At 71.0% G+C, this 17899-nt stretch carries 14 protein-coding genes; 11 read left to right on the plus strand and 3 right to left on the minus strand.

The genetic code is table 11. The annotated features are described in order from the left end of the window. Positions 1 to 184 precede the first annotated feature (184 nt). Positions 185 to 931, plus strand: a complete 747-nt coding sequence (locus tag ACGF4C_RS07105) for a phosphotransferase family protein (protein ID WP_393563952.1) — start codon at positions 185 to 187, stop codon at positions 929 to 931. A 164-nt stretch (positions 932 to 1095) separates the two neighbouring features. On the opposite strand, the gene ACGF4C_RS07110 is transcribed toward ACGF4C_RS07105, so the two are convergent. Together ACGF4C_RS07110 and ACGF4C_RS07115 are read right to left on the minus strand one after the other, a co-directional pair. Continuing rightward, the gene (locus ACGF4C_RS07110) at positions 1096 to 2022 is read right to left on the minus strand and encodes an AraC family transcriptional regulator (RefSeq protein WP_393563954.1); all 927 of its coding nucleotides are present in this window, start codon (positions 2020 to 2022) and stop codon (positions 1096 to 1098) included. Positions 2023 to 2120: 98 nt separating this feature from the next. Then, complete coding sequence (locus ACGF4C_RS07115) at positions 2121 to 3044, minus strand: NADP-dependent oxidoreductase (protein ID WP_393563956.1); 924 nt, start codon at positions 3042 to 3044, stop codon at positions 2121 to 2123. Positions 3045 to 3280: 236 nt separating this feature from the next. On the opposite strand from ACGF4C_RS07115, the gene ACGF4C_RS07120 reads away from it, so the two are divergent. The 10 genes from ACGF4C_RS07120 (at position 3281) to ACGF4C_RS07165 (ending at position 17275) form a co-directional block, all read left to right on the plus strand. After that, positions 3281 to 4150 carry an LLM class F420-dependent oxidoreductase gene (locus tag ACGF4C_RS07120; protein ID WP_393563958.1) on the plus strand — a complete coding sequence of 290 codons (870 nt, stop codon included), beginning with the start codon at positions 3281 to 3283 and terminating at the stop codon, positions 4148 to 4150. A gap of 679 nt (positions 4151 to 4829) precedes the next feature. Continuing rightward, positions 4830 to 8327 (plus strand): amino acid adenylation domain-containing protein, encoded by a 3498-nt coding sequence (locus tag ACGF4C_RS07125; RefSeq protein ID WP_393563960.1) that lies wholly within the window; start codon positions 4830 to 4832, stop codon positions 8325 to 8327. Next, positions 8324 to 9694, plus strand: a complete 1371-nt coding sequence (locus ACGF4C_RS07130) for a lysine N(6)-hydroxylase/L-ornithine N(5)-oxygenase family protein (RefSeq protein WP_393563961.1) — start codon at positions 8324 to 8326, stop codon at positions 9692 to 9694. The genes ACGF4C_RS07125 and ACGF4C_RS07130 overlap by 4 nt, the downstream gene beginning before the upstream one ends. Next, complete coding sequence (locus tag ACGF4C_RS07135; protein WP_393563963.1) at positions 9691 to 10047, plus strand: cupin domain-containing protein; 357 nt, start codon at positions 9691 to 9693, stop codon at positions 10045 to 10047. Before ACGF4C_RS07130 ends, ACGF4C_RS07135 begins: the two co-directional genes overlap by 4 nt. Beyond that, positions 10044 to 11567, plus strand: coding sequence for a class I tRNA ligase family protein (locus tag ACGF4C_RS07140; protein ID WP_393563964.1), 1524 nt, complete (start codon positions 10044 to 10046; stop codon positions 11565 to 11567). Before ACGF4C_RS07135 ends, ACGF4C_RS07140 begins: the two co-directional genes overlap by 4 nt. Beyond that, the gene (locus tag ACGF4C_RS07145; RefSeq protein ID WP_393563966.1) at positions 11561 to 12388 is read left to right on the plus strand and encodes a thioesterase II family protein; all 828 of its coding nucleotides are present in this window, start codon (positions 11561 to 11563) and stop codon (positions 12386 to 12388) included. Before ACGF4C_RS07140 ends, ACGF4C_RS07145 begins: the two co-directional genes overlap by 7 nt. Continuing rightward, positions 12385 to 13743, plus strand: a complete 1359-nt coding sequence (locus tag ACGF4C_RS07150) for an MATE family efflux transporter (RefSeq protein WP_393563968.1) — start codon at positions 12385 to 12387, stop codon at positions 13741 to 13743. Before ACGF4C_RS07145 ends, ACGF4C_RS07150 begins: the two co-directional genes overlap by 4 nt. A 237-nt stretch (positions 13744 to 13980) precedes the next feature. Further along, positions 13981 to 15684, plus strand: a complete 1704-nt coding sequence (locus ACGF4C_RS07155) for a cholesterol oxidase substrate-binding domain-containing protein (protein WP_393563969.1) — start codon at positions 13981 to 13983, stop codon at positions 15682 to 15684. Between the two features lie 230 nt (positions 15685 to 15914). Next, positions 15915 to 16796, plus strand: a complete 882-nt coding sequence (locus tag ACGF4C_RS07160; RefSeq protein WP_393563971.1) for a hypothetical protein — start codon at positions 15915 to 15917, stop codon at positions 16794 to 16796. A 170-nt stretch (positions 16797 to 16966) separates the two neighbouring features. Continuing rightward, positions 16967 to 17275 carry a hypothetical protein gene (locus tag ACGF4C_RS07165; protein WP_393563973.1) on the plus strand — a complete coding sequence of 103 codons (309 nt, stop codon included), beginning with the start codon at positions 16967 to 16969 and terminating at the stop codon, positions 17273 to 17275. A gap of 84 nt (positions 17276 to 17359) precedes the next feature. On the opposite strand, the gene ACGF4C_RS07170 is transcribed toward ACGF4C_RS07165, so the two are convergent. After that, complete coding sequence (locus ACGF4C_RS07170) at positions 17360 to 17701, minus strand: hypothetical protein (protein ID WP_393563974.1); 342 nt, start codon at positions 17699 to 17701, stop codon at positions 17360 to 17362. Positions 17702 to 17899: the final 198 nt, after the last annotated feature.

Here is a 17899-nt window from a genome sequence, read left to right on the forward strand (position 1 = left end):
GGTCGGACGAACTCCCACTCAGCATCGGATAGTTCATGGCGACGTATCACCCGACCATGGTCCACCACCCGAGATCATTTGAAGACACCCCCTAGGCCGCCGGGTAGCGGGACGCGGTGGACCGCGCACTCGCGCGCAATCAAAACCGGCGACGTCGACGGTCAGCCCCGGGATACTGGGCGTCATGGATGAGGTCAAGGTCATCGTCGCCCATTCCGAGCGCGCGACCCTGCGCGTCGGCGACGTGTTCCTGAAGGTGGACGCCGATCAGACGCGCATCGACGTCGAGGTCGAGGCGATGGCTCTGGCGCCGGTCCCGACCCCGCAGGTCCTGTGGCGCAAGCCACCGGTGCTCGCGATCGCCGCGGTCCCGGGGAAGGCGCTCGGCCGCCTCGGCGAGCCGTCGACCGCGTCCCCGGCGGCGTGGGCCGCGGCGGGCGCCGCCATTCGGAAGCTGCACGACGCGCCGCTGCCGCCCCGGCCCGGCCGGGCCGGCCGGGACCTCGACGAGCTGGCGGTGGACCTCGACGGCGAGTGCGAACTGCTCGTGGCGAACGGCCTCCTGCCCGCCGACTTGGTCACCCGCAACCGCCAAGTCGCCGAGGCCGCGCTCCGACCGTGGCCTGCGGCGTTCACGCACGGCGACCTGCAGATCGCGCACGTGTTCATCGACGACAATGACATCACGGGCATCATCGACTGGTCCGAGGCGGGCCAGGGCGATGCCCTGTACGACCTCGCCACCCTCACGCTCGGACACGAGGATCACCTCAGCGACGTCATCGCCGGCTACGGCACCGACGTCGACCTCGACGTGATCCGCGCGTGGTGGTCGTTGCGAAGCCTGCTGGCCGTTCGCTGGCTGGTCGAGCACGGCTTCGACCCGTCCGCGCCGGGCTGTGAGGTCGACGTGCTGAGATCCCGGATGTGAGGAGCGTGGGCCCCACTGCTACCAGTGGTTGCTTCCCCGACCCAGCGGTACGCGCCCAGGCCGGAGCCGTGTCCGGTGCCGCGCCCGGCGATTAAGCTCCAACAAGGCCCACCAAGGTCCAACTGGCCCTCCAACGGCGCTCCTTCGCCCCTACCCAGGTGGCATCACGCGGCGCGTGTCTGGCGTCGATACATTCCGGGGGCGAGGCCGAATTCCCGCTTGAATGCCTTGGCGAAGGCGAATTCCGATCCGTATCCGGTCCGGGCCGCCACGGTCGTCAGTGGCGCGTCGGACTGCTGCAGCAGTTGCGCGGCCGTTGTCATGCGCCAGCGGGTCAGGTAGGCCATCGGCGGCTCGCCGACCAGTGTGGTGAAGCGGCGGGCGAAGGCCGCGCGGGACAGGCCGGAGCGGGTGGCCAGGGACTCGACGGTCCACTGCGTCGCGGGCGTTTGGTGGATGGCTGCCAGGGCGGGGGCGACCGCGGCGTCGCGCAGGGCGGCGGCCCAGCCCTGGGTGGTGTCCGAGGGTTGGTCGTCCAGCCAGGCACGCAGGATGTAGAGCAGCAGTGAGTCGATCAGGCTGGGCACGATGCCTTCGGAGCCGAGGCGCGGGTTGTCCAGTTCGGCGCCCAACAGCTGGACGGCGGCGCTGAGTTCGGGGTGGCGGCCGTGTCGCGTGGGCAGGTGGATGATCTCGGGCAGCCGTGTGACCAGGGGGTGTGGACGGCCCTGGTCCAGGTGGTAGTTGCCGCACAGCAGGCTGGTGCGCGGGCCGTCGCCGCCCAGCGAGACCGAGCCGATCGGCATGGAGTCGCTGAACTGCTCGGGGCGCGGCTCCTCGGCCGGTGTCGAGGGGTGGTCGGCGAGGATGTGGCCGCGGCCGTCGCGTACGAAGATCACGTCGCCGGGGGCGAGCGGGATCGGCGGGGTGTCGTCCAGCGGGACGAGCCAGCAGGTGCCGTGGAGCACCACGTGGAATCCCGCCCCCGCGACCGGCGGCAGCCGCAGTCCCCATGGTGCGCGGCCGTCGGTGCGGACGGACGCCGGGCTGCCGGTGCGCATGGAGGCCAGTGCTTCGGTAAGGATGTCCATCGCCGCTCCCCCTTCTACGATGACGCCTTCTTCGATGTCGAACGATGAATGACGAACGATACGGCCGCCCTCCAGGGAGAGAGCGGCCGGTATCGGTATCAGACCGTCAGTACGACCTTGCCCTGTACGCGTCCCGACTCGATCAGCTCGTGTGCCTTGCCGGCCTCGGCCAGGGGGAAGGTCTGCTCGACGTGGGGGCGGATCCGGCCGGCGTCCACGAGCGCGGCGATCGCCTCCAGGCTTGCGTAGTCCGGCTCCACGGAGATTCCGGCGAAGCGCCGCCCGGCCGCCGCGACGGTGGCCGCGAGGTCGGTGTCGCCGTGTTCGAGGATGCTGACCAGCACGCCTCCCGGGCGCAGTGCGCGCAGCGAACGTGCGCCTTGGGCGGTGGAATCGAAGACCACGTCCGCGTCCTGTACGGCTTGGGTGAAGTCGGTGGTGTGGTAGTCGATCACCTCGTCCGCCCCCAGGTTGGTCACGAACTCGTGCCTGGCGGCACTGGCGAGCGCGGTGACGTGCGCGCCGTGCGCCTTGGCGATCTGCACGGCGAGGTGGCCGACACCGCCGGCTGCGCGGTGGATCAGCACCCGGTCGCCCTCCTTGACGTGTGCCGCGTCCACCAGTCCCTGCCAGGCGGTGAGCGCGGCGAGCGGCAGGGCGGCGGCGTGTACGTGGTCGAGGGTGGTGGGCTTGCGGGCGACCTGCCGCGACGGGGCGGCGACGTATTCGGCGTATCCGGTGGCGGCGCGGGGGAAGAACGGCATCCCGTACACCTCGTCGCCGACCGCGAACCGGGCGCCGGGTCCCGCCTCTTCCACGACACCGGAGATGTCCCAGCCGACGCCGAACGGCGGTTCGCCCAGGAGCGGGAAGGCTCCGGATCTGACCGCGGCGTCGACGGGGTTGACCGCGCTGGCGTGGACCCGGATGAGTACCTCTCCGGAGAGCGGGCGGGGGCGTTCGACCTCGGTGACCTTGAGGACCTCCGGGCCGCCGAAGGTGTTCTGGATGACAGCTCGCATCGGGATCTCCCTGTTGATTCGGTGTGGTGCTGTCCACCATAGGGAGATCCAATGAGCGTCTGAATGGCTCACAGTCTCACTCACATGTCTCATCGTCTCGCGGGGCGAGCGCCTCACGGACCGGAGGAGGGAGCCCCCCGGGGCGGGGATTTTCCACGAGCCTCTTCAACCGACGTCAGCCATGTCGCCCGGCCGCGTCCGCGCTGGGTACTTAAGGTGGCGCCCGGAGGTGGCGGATGCGAGTGGGGTTGCACGCGCTGGGTATCGGCGAGGGTGCCCGTCCGGAGGTGATCCGTGCGGTGGCCACGGCCGCGGAGACACACGGTTTCGCGAGGCTGTGGTGCGGTGAGCACGTGGTGCTCGTGGACGCGCCCGCCTCGCGCTACCCCTATTCCGCGGACGGCCGGATCGCTGTGCCGGCGGACGCCGACTGGCTGGATCCGCTGCTCGCCCTGACCTTCGCGGCGGCGGTCACCACCCGGATCGAGCTCGCCTCGGGGATACTGCTGCTGCCTGAGCACAACCCGGTCCTGGTCGCCAAACAGGCCGCCACACTCGACGTGCTCAGCGCGGGGCGGTTCAGCCTCGGGGTGGGCGTCGGCTGGTCGGCCGAGGAATTCGCGGCGCTGGGGGTCCCCTTCGCCAGGCGTGGGCGGCGCACCGAGGAGTACCTCGCCGCGATGCGCGTCCTGTGGGCGGAGGATCCGGCGTCCTTCGCAGGGGAGTTCACGCGCTTCGAGGCGATCCGGGTCAACCCCAAGCCGGTGCGCGGCGGCCGGCTCCCGGTCGTGGTCGGCGGCAACAGCGATGCCGCCCTGCGCCGCGCGGCCACGCTCGCCGACGGCTGGTACGGCTTCAACGTTGCGGCGGCCGATGTGCCTGGGCGCGTCGCCGTTCTTGCCGAGGAATGCGCCCGCCATGGTCGCGCTAGGGAGGACCTGACGGTCGCCGTGGCACTGAGCGACGGCGTTCCCGAGCACCTGCCGGCGCTCAGTGCGGCGGGGGTCACCGAACTCGTCGTGGTCGGTGCGCCGCCGCCCGGTCCGGATGCGGCGGCCGCCTGGGTCGCGGAACTTGCCCGGACCTGGATTCGCCCGGAGAAATAGCCAGGGCCGGCGGAACGTCAGCGGCCTGCCCGCCGTGGCGAGACCTGCGGACGAAGGGTTGTGTGCACAAAACGGCCAATGTCTCTGCTTCCGCGCCGAAGTCGGCGCAGTCGAGCGGGAAGGAGGCCATCGCCGGAGAGCTGCCACACCGAGGGCCGCGGCCGCGCCCAGGCAGCGTTCACCACGTTCGCCCAGGTCCACGGCGCGAGGCTCCCCCGGGCCGGCAAGGAAATCACCGATGGTCAGGGCCAGTTGATGGCGTTGTGGAATGTTCCAGCCGTGCTCTGGGTCCCCTTGCGCACCACGGTCCCCATGGAGTCGTCGGCCTTCCCTACCGTTGGGCTGGGGACGGTGGTGGAGGTCGGCGGTGGCCCTGGCTCCCGCACTGCCGCGCTGGCCATGGGGTTCAAGGGTTTTCGAGGGTGTTCAAGCTCGTGGGGTCCGCCCGGGCGCGGGGCGGATGCTGCCTGGGGTCGGTGGGCAGGCAGACGTCCGATTCCTGCCCTTCCGCGTTTCTTGCGGGTCAATTAAACATGCCTGTGGCACTGGACCATGGCGCCGTCCCCACACTTCATCACGCGTCCAGCGCAGTCCCTCACGTATGCAGTGCAGTCCCTCACGTGTGCAGCGCAGTCCCACTCAGACCTTTCCGCGACTGGCGGAGATCGGTGGTTTCTCCATGCCGTTTCTGCACGATCTGCTGACCACTCAGGCACGGACGGACGGGGAAGGGATCGCCGCGCTCCTCGGCGAGGAAACCCGGTCCGCGGACACCCTGACCTTCGGGCAGGCCGAGACCGGTGCCGACCGGGTCGCGGCCGGATTGGCGTTGTTGGGCGTGCGGCCCGGTGACCGCGTGGGCCTGCATCTGACGCGGTCCCTGCAGTTGTGGCCGGCCCTGTTCGGTCTGCTGCGCGCCGGCGCGGTCTGTGTGCCCGTCGACCCGGAGGATCCGGCCGAACGGCGCCGGACGATCCTGGAGTTCTCCCGGGCCGGCGTCGTGCTCACCGAACGCGCCCTGATCGGTGCGCCCTGGCCGTCCGGTGTGCGTGCCGTCGCCGTCGAGGACCTGCTGCACGAGGCCGCGGCACCGCTCGCCGCACCCGTGCAACTGGCCGACGACGCCCTCGCGTTCATCTTCTACACCTCCGGCTCCACGGGCGTGCCCAAGGGCGTCATGCTCACCCACCGCGCCCTGCTCAGCGGACAGCAGTGGCTGCAGCGGACGTTCCCCCTGGAGCGCGGTGACCGGCATCTGCTGCGGACCACCCTCAGCATCACCAACCTGGTGCGGGAGGTCTTCTGGCCCATGCTCTCCGGTGGCACCGCGGTGGTCGTACCGCCCGGTGAGCACAAGGATCCGGACCGGCTCGTCGAATGGCTCGACGCGGGCCGGGTGACGACGCTGATGGTGGTGCCGGCGCTGCTCTCCGGCATGCTGGACAACCCCCGCTTCGCGTCCCTCTCCTCGTTGAAGTACGTCTTCTGCAGCAGTGATGCGATGCCCGGAGCGCTGCCGGAGGCGTTCTTCTCCGTCGGTCTGCCGGCCCGGCTGTTCAACGTCTACGGCCTGACCGAAGCGTTGTATGCCGGTTATTGGGAATGCCGGCCCGGCGTCACGTACGACGGTTTTGTGCCGGTCGGAAGGCCGGCCGAGCTCACCCCGCTGATCCTGGACGAGGACCTGCGCCCGGTCCCCGACGGCGAGACCGGGGAACTGTGCCTCACGGGCATTGGTGTGGCCGAGGGTTACGACCGCTTGTCCGAGCTGACCCGGGCGAAGTTCACCGACAGCCCGCACGGCCGGCTGTTCCGCACCGGTGACCTGGGCCGACTGGCGGCCGACGGGCGTCTGGAGCTCCTCGGCCGCCTGGACGACCAGGTCAAGATTGCCGGCTACCGGGTGGAGCTGGGCGAAGTGGAGGCCCGATTACGCGAGGTCCCCGGTGTGGCCGGGGCCGTTGCCGTGGGTCGCCGGGGCGCGGGCGGCCACCAGCGCCTGGTCGCTTACCTCACCTGCGACGGGACACCGCCGACCGCGGCCGACATCCGCGCCCGCCTCGCGGGACTGCTGCCCGACTACATGATCCCTGCCGCGTTCACGGTCGTCGACGCCATCCCGCTCACGCACAACGGCAAGGTGGACCGCCGGGCGCTGGCCGGCCAGGACGGGGTCCCGCTGGAACTGGCGGAGGAGTACCACCCGCCGCGCAACGAGCTCGAACGGTACCTGTGCGGGCTGTGGGAGGAGGTGCTCTCGCTGCCGCGGGTCGGCATCCACGACGACTTCCTCGCGCTCGGCGGCGACTCCATCCAAGGCTTCCTCATCAGCGCGAAGGCCAATACGCAGGGACTGGGGCTGAGCTCCACCCAGTTCTTCGCCACGCCTACGATCGCGGAGACCGCTTCGGTCGTCGAGGAACGGCGCCGTGACAGCGGCGACGTCGACGGCGCATTCGTCGCCGCGCCCTTCGCGGTGGCCGAGGAGGGCCTGGAGGTCGTACGGCGGATCGCCGCCGAGCCCGACGGCATCGCCACGGTGCACCCCGTCACCGAGATGCAGAAGGGCATGCTCTTCCACTCGTTGCTCGACCCCGACTCGGGCGTCTACGTCGAGCAGTTCCTCTACACCCTCGAAGGCGAGCTCGACCTCGACGCCTATCACCGGGCCTGGCAGGAGGTCGTCGGCCGGCACGAGATCCTGCGGTCGTGGCTCGCGGTGCAGGGTTTGGCGGAACCCTTGCAGGTCGTCCAGCGGCAGGCCGCGCTGGAGTGGACCGTTCTCGACTGGTCGAGCATGCCGGAGGGGCGGCAACGCGGCCTCTTGGACGTTCACCTCGCCGAGGACCGGCGTCGCGGCTTCGTCTACGAACAGGCTCCGCTTTTCCGGCTGGCCGTCATCCGCACCGGCGCCGACCGGCACCGGCTCGTCATGAGCTACCACCACCTCATCCTGGATGTCTGGTCGCTCTTCCTGCTGCTGCGCGACTCCCTGGAGGTCTACCACGCCCGCCGTCGCGGCGCCCCGCCCCATCTGCCGGCCACCCGCCCCTTCAGCGACTACGTCGCCTTCGTGCGCGCCCAGGACAGCCGTGCCTCACGGGACTACTGGACCGGGCACCTCGCGGGCTTCGAGGGGCCGACCACGATCGGCCGTACGGCCCGGCCCGGCCTGTCCGCCAGCCCCCAGGAGATGCACGCGGGCGCCGCCTACCCCGTCGGCACGGACCTGACCGACAGGCTGACCGCCTACGCACGGGCCCACCGGCTCACCCTCAACTCCCTGATCCAGGGCGCCTGGGCGACGGTGATCGCCGGGCTCAGCGCACAGCACGACGTGTGCTTCGGAATGACCATCACCCACCGGCCCGTGGGCCTGTCCCACATCGAGGACATGGCCGGCATCTTCGTCAACATCCTGCCGATGCGGCTCATCCTCGACCCGGCGCGGCCCGTGGCCGGCTGGCTCCACGATGTCCAGCGCACCCAGGTCACCGCCCGGGCCCACGAGCACTACCCGCTGCCGCTGATCCAGGAACACCCCGACGTCCCCAGCGGCCGCCCCCTCTTCGAATCGCTGCTGATCTTCGAGAACATCCCGCACGGCATCGGGTGGGCCGGCCGCGACGGCATCTCCGTACGGCACGAGCGCAATCTCGGCTGGACCAACTACCCCTTCACCATAGGGGTGATGGCCGAGGGCGAACTGACCTTCCAGGCCGAGTACGACCTCGCCCACTTCGACCGGGAGACCGTCGACCGCGTCATGGGCGCCTTCCGCGACGTTCTGGAGGCCATCGCCGACGGCGGTGGCGAACCCCTGGGCAAACTCCTCGACCGCGTCGCCGGCTGCCTGCCGCCCCGCCCCGCCCAAGAGACAGCACCCGCAGCCACGGCCCCACAGTCCCTACCCGGCGGGCCCACCGCCCCGCCCGGCACCCCGAACGAGGTGGCCCTGGCCGGTATCTGGGCCACCGTGCTGCGCACCGGCAGCGACGCGGTGGATGTGCACACCCCGTTCCTGGAACTGGGCGGCAGCTCCCTGGCGGCGCTCAAGGTCAGCTCGCTCGCCCGCGCACAGGGGTTCTCCTTCGCGCTGCGCGACCTGTTCAGCCGCAAGGGCACCGTCCATCACCTCGCCTCCTTCCGCGCCGACGAGGAGGGCCGATCCGCGTGACCGGCACCTCCTCGCGGCAGTACCCGCACTACGGTCTGCTCGGCGTGGGCTTCGGCCCGTCCCACCTGTCGCTCGCCGCCGTGTGCGACTCCACCCGCGCCTCGTCCGTACGGGCCCGCCTGCACTGCCTGGAAGCCCGGCCCGCCTTCAGCTGGCATCCCGACATGCTCCTGGACGGCACCCGGATGCAGATCGCCTTCCTCAAGGACCTCGTCAGCCCCCAGGACCCCACCAGCCCGTTCTCCTTCACCAACTACCTGGTCGGCAAGGGGCGGCTCGAACAGTTCCTCAACCTCGGAACGCTGCACCCCACCCGACGCGAATACGCCGACTACTTCGGCTGGGCCGCGGACCGGCTCGCCCACCACGTCTCCTACGGCTACCTCGTGGAAGGGGTCCGGCCGGTCACCGGTGCCGACGGCGGCGTCACCCACCTGGAGGTCGACCACCGCGACATCACCGGGGACAAGCACACCATCGCCGCCGACCACGTGTCCCTGGCACCCGGCGGCCGGCCCGTCGTTCCGGCCGGGGTCGAGCGCGACGCCCTCGACAGCGGTGTCACCTTCCACAGCAGCACTTTCCTGCCCAGCATCGACCGCTTCCACCAGCGCGGCAGCGACCTGCCCCACCGCTTCCTCGTCGTCGGGGCCGGCCAGAGCGCCGCCGAGGTCTTCCGCTACCTGGCCCGCGAATTCCCCTACGCCGACATCACCCTGGCCCACCGCGGCTTCGCCCTCGTCCCCGCCAACAGCAGCCCGCTGGCCAACGAGATCTTCGACCCGGCATCCGTCGACCTCTTCCACGCCGCCGACGCCACCCGCCGCCACACCATCCTGGCCGAGCTGCGCACCACCAACTATGCGGCCGTCGACGACGAGGACATCCGCGCCATCGCCGAGCTCCTCTACGACCAGCGCGTCCGCGGCGAGGACCGGCTGCGCCTGTGCCGGTTCACGGAACTGGCGGCCTGCCGGGCCGACGGCCCGACCGCCCTCGTCACCCTGCGCGCCCCCTCCAGCGGGGAGGCCCTCACCAGCCGGTTCGACGCCGTCGTCCTGGCCACCGGCTACGACTTCCGCGAGGCCGGTGACCTGCTGACCGGCCTCGAACCCCTGCTCCTGCGCGCCCCCGACGGCACCCTGCGCATCCGGCGTGACTACTCCGTGGAAACGACCGCCAACTGCCGGCCCCGCATCTTCCTGCACGGCGCCGCCGAACACTCCCACGGCCTGAGCAGCACCCTGCTGTCCGTCCTCGCCCACCGGTCCGCCCGCATCCTCGACTCCGTCTTCGGCCCCCGCCCGGATCCGGCCGGCCCCAGACAACTTCCCCTCTCCGACGCCCTCGAAGGAGCCGACGCGTGAGCAGCACCCCCATTCAGCGGCGGGCCGACGCCGCGACGACACAGGAGTACGGCTGCGACTTCCGCCGGATCCTGCCCTGGGGCTCGACGGGCCCGTCCGAGGCCGGCATGGGCGTGTGCACCGTCGCCCCCGCCGCCACCACCACGCCCCATTCCCATGCCGACCACGAGCACTTCTACGTCATCCGCGGCACCGGCCTGCTCCACCTCGACGGTGAGAGCACGGCCATCGGCCCCGGCGACGCCTTCGTCGTCGACTCCAACAGGACCCACCACTTCGAGAACACCTCCCCCGAGGAGGAACTGGAGATGGTGTCCGTATGGTCCATGGGCCCCTTCGGGGCGGCCCGATGACCGCCGAACGCACGGAGCGTCCCCGCTCCTTCCTCGTCACCGCCACGCCCCCGACCACCAACGGCGACCTGCACCTCGGCCACCTCTCGGGCCCTTACCTCGCCGCCGACGTCTTCTGCCGGGCCCAGCGCATGCTGGGCCACACCGCCCTGTACGTCACCGGCGGCGACGACCACCAGAGCTACGTGGTCACCACGGCGCGGCGACTGGGCGTCGAACCCACCGAACTCGCCGCACGCTGCAACCGCGACATCCGTGAAACCCTCCGCCTCGCCGACATCGCCGTCGACGCCTTCACCACCCCCGACCAGGCCCACCACGCCCATGTCCGCGACTTCTTCGCCCAACTCCACCGGGCCGGCCGCCTCGCCCGGCGCACCTGGACCTTCCCCTACGACCCGGCAAGTGGGCACCACCTCCTCGAAGGGTTCGCCGCCGGGCACTGCCCCGAATGCCTGGCCGAGACCTGCGGCGCGATCTGCGAGACCTGCGGCCATCCCAACGAGCCCGCCACCCTGCTGTACCAGACACCCAGCGGCGCCGCCGAGCAGACCGCCACCGAGCCCCGCCAGGCCGACATCCTCGTCCTGCCCCTGGAGGACTACCGGGACCGGTTCGAGGCCTACTACACCCGGCGCCGGGCCACCATGCGGCCGCACGTGTTGCGTTTCGTCGGGGAGATGCTGGCCCGGCCGCTGCCCGACTTCCCCGTGAGCTACCCCGCCGACTGGGGCATCCCCGTCCCGGTCGACGGCTTCCCCGGCCAGGTCCTCAACGTCTGGGCCGAAATGCTGCCCGGCCTGACCCACATGGCCGCCACCGCCCGCGCCGAACTCGCCCCGGGCCGGCCGGCACCGGATGTCTGGGCCCGCGACTCCGGATACGAAGTGGTGCAGTTCCTCGGCTACGACAACACCTTCTACTTCGCCTTCGCCCACCTCGGCCTGGGCTTCGCCCACGGCGGCCTGACCGAACCGGCCGCGATCCTCACCAACGAGTTCCTCCACCTGGAGGGCGCCAAGTTCTCCACCAGCCGGGGCCACCTCATCTGGGCCCGCGACCTCGTCACCAAGCACGGCGCCGACGCCGTCCGCTTCCACCTCGCCCTGGCCAACCCCGAACACCAGCCCTCCGACTTCTCGGAGAAGGACTTCCTCACCACCCTCGACACCCGGCTGCACCGCCCCCTCGCCGCCCTGCACACCGCCCTGACCGCCTACGACCGGCCCGCCCCACCCGACCCGGCCACCACCGAGGTCCTCGGCCGCTACCGCGACCGCATGCAACGCGCCTACGCCCTGGAGACCTTCAGCCTCCGCCAGGCCGCCGAGACCACCGCGCACCTGCTGGCCCTGCTCGCCGGCCGCGCCACCACCGACCCCGCCCTCGCCCTGCACGGCCTGCGGGCCCTCGCCACCTGGGCCGCGCCCCTGCTGCCCGGCCTCGCCGGTGAGCTACGGGAGCGCTACGGCACCACCGGGCAGGACACCGGGCGCGGGGAGGTGCCCGCCTCGTGGTGACGATCCTCCCCTCCCCCCCACTTTCCCGTCTGCCGCCGCCTTCGCCGCCGGGCGCCAGGCACACCCGGCACGCCGGGGCCACGGCCCTGGTGTGCCTGCCCGGTGCCGGCGCCTCGGCCGGCCTGTTCACCGGCTGGGAGGAGGACCTGCCCGCCACGATCGAAACCTTCGCCTACGAACCACCCGGCCACGGCCTGCGCACCGACGAGGAACCCCACACCGACCTCGACGCCCTCCTTGCCGACCTCATGGACGCCGTCCGGCCTCACACCGCACGACCCCTGGCCCTGCTCGGCCACAGCTTCGGCGCCGTCCTCGCCTTCGAACTCGCCCTCCGCCTGGAACGCGAGGGCACGCCCGTGAGCCACCTCTTCCCCATAGCCGCCCGCGCCGCGGCCGGGCGGACCGGATCACCACCGGGGCGCGAGCCCACCGACGCAGAACTCAAGGCCCGACTACGCGCCCTCGGTGGCACCCCGGCCCCCGTCCTCGACAGCGACGAACTGCTACAGCTCCTCCTGCCCGCCGTACGGGCCGACTTCGCCCTCACCGACACCTACCGGCACCGCCCCGGAAGCCGCCTCAACTGCCCGGTCACCGCTTTCGCCGGCGCGGACGACACCGTGGTGGCCTGGGCATCGGTCCAGGCCTGGGGGGCCTGCACCCGCGGCCGCTTCACCGCCCACCGCGTACCCGGCGGCCACTTCTTCCCGTTCTCGCACCGACCGGCCCGCGCCGACCTCCTGCGCACCCTCGCGGACGCACTGGACCGCCGCCCCGACACGGCCCCCGACCGGCCCGACACCCCGGAGCACGGATGACCGCATCACCCGACCAGGCCCCCACCCCCGCCTCCGAGAGGATCTCCGCGCGCGCCCACGACCGGGAGATCTGGCGCCTTGCCCTGCCGGCGTTCGGCGCACTCGTGGCCGAACCCCTCTTTCTCCTCACCGACTCCGCCATCGTCGGCCACCTGGGCACCGCTCCCCTCGGCGGCCTCGGTGTCGCCGGGCAGGCGATCGGCACCCTGGTGAACATCTGCATCTTCCTGGCCTACGGCACCACCGCCGCCGTGGCCCGACTGGTCGGCGCCGGCCGACTCGACCAGGCCATCCGCCAGGGCCTCGACGGCATCTGGCTGGCCGTCGGCATCGGCCTGCTGGTCATCCTCGCGGGCTGGCCACTGGCGCCCGCCATCGTCGACGCCTTCGGCGCCTCCGCGGCCGTCACCCCGCACGCCGAGACATACCTGCGCATCAGCCTCTTCGGCGTACCCGGCATGCTCGTGGCCCTGGCCAGCACCGGCGTACTGCGCGGACTGCAGGACACCCGCACGCCCCTGGCCGTGTCCGTCGCCACCTTCGCGGGCAACGCCGCGCTCAACGCCGCCTTCGTCTACGGCCTCCACTGGGGCATCGCCGGCTCCGCCTGGGGCACCGTGGCCGCCCAGACCGCCGGCGGCGCCGTCTACGTGGCCACGGTGCTGCGCGCCGCGCACCGCCACGGGGCCCCGCTGCGCCCCGATCTGGCGGGGCTCCGGGCCGCCGCGACGGCCGGGGTGAACCTGGTCGTCCGTACGCTCACCCTGCGCGTCGTCCTGGTCGCCGGTACGGTCGTCGCCACGGCGATGGGCGACGACGAGATCGCCGCCTACCAAGTGGCTTTCCAGGTGTGGTGGTTCCTCGCACTGGCCCTCGACGCCATCGCCATCGCGGGGCAGGCGATCACCGGCCGCTGTCTGGGCGCCGGCGACGCGCCCGCGGCCCGTGCGGCGACCTGGCGGATGACCCAGTGGGGCCTCGTCGCCGGCACCGGCCTCGGCCTCCTGCTCCTGGCCGTCCGCCCCTGGCTGCCCGCGCTGTTCGGCATGGCGCCGCACGTGCGGTCCCTCCTGCTGAGCGCGCTCGTCGTGGTGGCCGTCCTCCAAGTCGTGGCAGGACCCGTGTTCGTCCTCGACGGGGTACTGATCGGTGCCGGCGACATGCGCTTCCTCGCCGTGGCCGGCGTCCTGACCACCCTCGTCTTCCTCCCGGCGGCCGGCGCGGTCCACCTGGCGGGCGGCGGACTCGTGGCCCTGTGGCTCGCGATCGGGCTATGGATGCTCGCCCGCCTCGCCACCCTCGCCTGGCGCGCCCACGGCAAGGCCTGGCTGGTGACGGGGGCGGTACGAAGCTGACGGACTGCCGCCCCACGGCAGCGCGCCCTCGACGGTCACGACATGGCACGGCAGCGCACCCGCCGATCACGGCACGGCACGGCATCGCAGGCACGACATGGCACGGCCATTGCGTCTGACGGCCCGTCACCTTACACTCCCCGCACCCCCACCGCACCGGGGCGCTCGTACGGTCTCATCCCTACGATCCCGTGCGCGGTGCAGCGGGGCGGCGCGCCGCGTGCCGGAGGGACAGCCATGTCGGATGACAGCGCTCGAAGAACTTCCCTCACCCGCCGCACACTCCTGACCGCGACCGCCGCTGCCGGGCTGGCCGCGGCAGCCGGTCTACAGCCCTCGCATCGCATCCCCGCGGGCAGCGCCGCGGCCACCCTCACCCCACCGCCCGGCTTCCCCGCCGGGATCTCCCTCTCCCAACAGGCCTTCCGCAACTGGTCGTTGGAGATCGTCGTCGAGAATGTCTGGACCGCTTCGGCCCGTACCCCCGACGACGTGGTGACCCTCGCCAACTGGGCCCACGAGCAGGGTTACCGTCTTCGCGCCCGGGGCAAGGGCCACACCTGGTCGCCGCTGGTGGTACCCGCCGGCGCCGACGCCTCCCGCACCCTCATCGTCGACACCACCTCCCACCTCACCGCGGTCAGCGTCCGCGGCGGCAACCCCGGGAGCGTCACCGCGCAGGCCGGGGCGACCCTCGACACCATCCTCGCCCGCCTGGAGGAGGCGGGGCTCGGCCTCGCCGCGACCACTGCGCCGGGCGACCTCACCATCGGCGGGGTGCTCGCCATCGGTGGCCACGGCACCGGACTACCCACAGCGGGCGAACACCCACCCGCCGGCTCCGGCTTCGGCACCCTGAGCTCGCTGGTCACCTCTCTCACGGCCGTGGTGTGGAACGCGGCGGAAGGCCGCTACACGCTCAGGACCTTCACCCGCTCCGACCCCGATATCCGTGCCTTCCTCGTCCACCTGGGCCGCGCCTTCCTCACCGAAGTGACCATGACCGCCGCGGCCAACACCCGTCTGCGCTGCCGCAATTGGTACGACGTCAATGTCGCCACGGTCTTCGGTCCCCCGGGCACGGGCGGCCGGACGATCAGCTCCTATCTGGAGGGCGCCGGACGCGTCGAGGCGATCTGGTTCCCGTTCACCGACGTGCCGTGGCTGAAGGTGTGGAGTGTGGCACCGGCCAAACCCTGGCTGGCCAAACAGCTCGACGCGCCCTATCCCTACTCCTTCGCCAACCGTGTCACCGAGGACATGTCGAAGTTGCTCGGCGAGATCGCCGCCGGCGGGGGCGACAAGACGCCCGACTTCACCAAGCTCGCCATGTCCATCGTCGGCTCCGGGCTGATCGTCACCGGCACGTGGGACGTCTGGGGCTGGTCGAAGAACAGCCTGCTGTACGTCGAACCCACGACGTTGCGCATCGTCGAAGCCGGCTGGGCGGTACTGACCTCCCGGGCGAACGTGCAGCGAGTGGTGAGCGACTTCTACGGTCACTACAAGAGCGTGCTGGCAGCGCACCAGAGCCGTGGCTCCTACCCCGTCAACGGCCCGATCGAGCTGCGCATCACCGGCACCGACCCGCACGACGGCCCGCTCCTCTCGCCGGCCCTCGCCCGTCCCGACCATCCTGAATGGGACACCGTGGTGTGGCTCGACTTCGCCACCTACCCCGGCACTCCCGGCGCGGCCCCCTTCTTCCGCGAAATGGAGCAATGGATCTGGCAGAACTACACCGGCTCCTACGCGACCGTACGTCCGGAGTGGTCCAAGGGCTGGGCCTACACGGACAGCGGTCCATGGACGGACCCTGCCACGCTGGGCAACACGGTGCCGGCCGCGTTCAATGACTGGCGCACGGCCCAGAACACACTGAACTCCTACGATCCGGCACGGGTGTTCTCCAACGCCTTCCTCGACACGCTGCTGCCTTGAGCCACGGCTGCCGCACTGCGCGTACGGGTAAATGTGCGCGGTCCCGCCTACGCGCGTGAGCGTGGACAGCTCCCTACGTCCGAGCCGGGGCCGTTCCGAGCGCCGCCCCGGCTCGTCCGAACGCCCTCTCACGGCCGGACAACGATGCGCCTCTCCCTCTTCCCCGCTTGCCTCAACCTCCAAGTGGTGGAAACTGGCAGGTAGTTGATCGATCGCATTGAGGAAGAAGCATGGACCTGCCGCCAGTGCCCGCCAGCGTCACCACATTCATCATCTCCGGGAAGCTACCGCCGGAATTCAGGGCGCTTTTCACCGCTGCCGGCGAGCTGACCGACGAGACGGCCTGGTCCCACGTCGCGTCATCCGTGGACGCATATCTGGCGTCCGGCGGGGTGGACGAGGACGTGCGCGGTGCCGTGGCGCTCACCGGGGCATACGGCCTCCTGGCCTCCTATGAAGACTTCATGGACCCGGACGACATGCACGAGGACATCGAACGGGCCGCCGAGCTGCTACGGGCGGCCGAAGCCAACGGCGTCGCCGAGGAGGAGACTTCCGAGCTGTGGTGGTACTGCGAAGACCTGCGGAACCGCGCAGCAGAATTCAGGGAATACGAGGCGGAAATGCACGCCTATGTGACCAAGCACGGGGCGACGCCGTGGGGGCGGCTGAACGCGAAGTTGGGGCAGGCGCACGACCTTTACTCGGCCGGCGAGCGCGCCGCGGCCCTTGCGTTGTTCCGTGAGGTCGCGGAAGTCAGCCCCTGGGAGAGTGAGTTCAGCGGTTGTTCCGACCGCATCGGTGCCGGCTGGTGCCGTCTGCTGCACGACGCGGCCCATAATGACGGACCGGAGGCGGCACGGAAGATATGGCTGGAAGCCAGAGCGCATTACCGGGCGGCGAAGTTTCCCCACACGGATCACGCCTGGCAGTTGATCGAGATGCTGTTGGGCACAGGTTTGCCGGACATCATCGAGGTGATCCTTCGCGAGTGGGTGGAGGCCGCTGAGCAGGCCGGGACGTCGGACGTACCGGTAACCGAGGACCAACACCGCATCTTCCAGCTCGCCGTGGCCGAAATCGAGGGGTCCCCAAGCAACCCCGTCACTTGAGAAGGACCGCAGGCGGCCGGCGCCCCGGCTGCCTGCCCCGTCTTCACCGCCCGTCCCCTCGTGTCTCGTACGTCCCGCCCGGATCGCACACCGCCGATTTCGTTTAGTGATCGTTTATTGAGGTTCGGCAGGCTGTGCAGTGTCGGGAAGGATCCTTCACAGGGGACGGTATGGCCAAGCTGTATCTGGAGAAGCTCAAGTGCGTCACGACTGAGGGCTGGAGCGGCTTCGATGAGCCGAGGCTGGTGGTCCAGGACCGCGGCACCGTGTGGAACGGAACGGTGCTGGGCGACCGGATGTACACCGTCAAGTACGACTGCGACTTCACGGGCCGGATCGCTGTCTCCCTCTGGGAGGACGACGGCCCGGACGAGGATGACAAGCTCGGGAAGCACTGGATCACGGATACGCCTGGTGAGCGCAGTCTGCACTTCAAGGCGAACGGCGCCGAGTACAGGTTGCTCTATGCGGTGGAGTAGTGAGCTCCAGCTGTAGCAGCACGCCCCACAACACGTCGACCGGCCGCGGAGGATCCGCGGCCGGTCTTCGGCGATCTCCGGGTGTTACTGCCCCTGATAGGGCGGCTGTTGCTGCGGTGGGGCGCCGTACGGTCCGGGGTGCGGTGGCTGCCCGGGAGGGGTGACCGGCGGATACGCCTGCGCGCCCGGCTGCTGCGCCGGCGGGTACCCCTGGCCCGGCTGCTGGGCGGGCGGGTAGCCCTGGCCGGGGTACTGCGCGGGCGGATACGGCGCCTGGTTCGGCATGCCCGGGCCCGCACCCCAACCCCCGGGAGGGACCTGCGGCTGCGTGCTCCTGCCTCGCTTGCTCACCGCCACGGCGACGACCACCACGAGCACGACCAACACGGCCAAGACCACCAACAGCACCAGCAACGACAAGACCATCCGTGCCCCTCCCATGCTTCACGGCCCGTGCGGACACGCCACGGCGTTGACCCACCACGACCTTACAAGGGCAAGCACGACAGCAACCCTCCGCGTGCACCACTCGCCACGATCGGTGCGCCCGCGTGGCCGCGCCCTCGGCCGTGCGCCCGGGTTCGGCGCCGCCCGCCCGGAGCGCACGCTAGTCCTTTCGAGTGA

Source organism: Streptomyces sp. NPDC048197 (assembly GCF_043202395.1).
GTDB classification, from domain to species: domain Bacteria; phylum Actinomycetota; class Actinomycetes; order Streptomycetales; family Streptomycetaceae; genus Streptomyces; species Streptomyces siderophoricus.

Bases quoted from the DNA above. Each gene is read 5' to 3' on its own strand.
- ACGF4C_RS07125 (WP_393563960.1), top strand. From the start codon at position 4,830: ATGCCGTTTCTGCACGATCTGCTGACCACTCAGGCACGGACGGACGGG.
- ACGF4C_RS07140 (WP_393563964.1), top strand. From the start codon at position 10,044: ATGACCGCCGAACGCACGGAGCGTCCCCGCTCCTTCCTCGTCACCGCC.
- ACGF4C_RS07115 (WP_393563956.1), bottom strand. From the start codon at position 3,044: ATGCGAGCTGTCATCCAGAACACCTTCGGCGGCCCGGAGGTCCTCAAG.
- ACGF4C_RS07110 (WP_393563954.1), bottom strand. From the start codon at position 2,022: ATGGACATCCTTACCGAAGCACTGGCCTCCATGCGCACCGGCAGCCCG.
- ACGF4C_RS07150 (WP_393563968.1), top strand. From the start codon at position 12,385: ATGACCGCATCACCCGACCAGGCCCCCACCCCCGCCTCCGAGAGGATC.
- ACGF4C_RS07105 (WP_393563952.1), top strand. From the start codon at position 185: ATGGATGAGGTCAAGGTCATCGTCGCCCATTCCGAGCGCGCGACCCTG.
- ACGF4C_RS07155 (WP_393563969.1), top strand. From the start codon at position 13,981: ATGTCGGATGACAGCGCTCGAAGAACTTCCCTCACCCGCCGCACACTC.
- ACGF4C_RS07165 (WP_393563973.1), top strand. From the start codon at position 16,967: ATGGCCAAGCTGTATCTGGAGAAGCTCAAGTGCGTCACGACTGAGGGC.
- ACGF4C_RS07120 (WP_393563958.1), top strand. From the start codon at position 3,281: ATGCGAGTGGGGTTGCACGCGCTGGGTATCGGCGAGGGTGCCCGTCCG.
- ACGF4C_RS07170 (WP_393563974.1), bottom strand. From the start codon at position 17,701: ATGGTCTTGTCGTTGCTGGTGCTGTTGGTGGTCTTGGCCGTGTTGGTC.
- ACGF4C_RS07160 (WP_393563971.1), top strand. From the start codon at position 15,915: ATGGACCTGCCGCCAGTGCCCGCCAGCGTCACCACATTCATCATCTCC.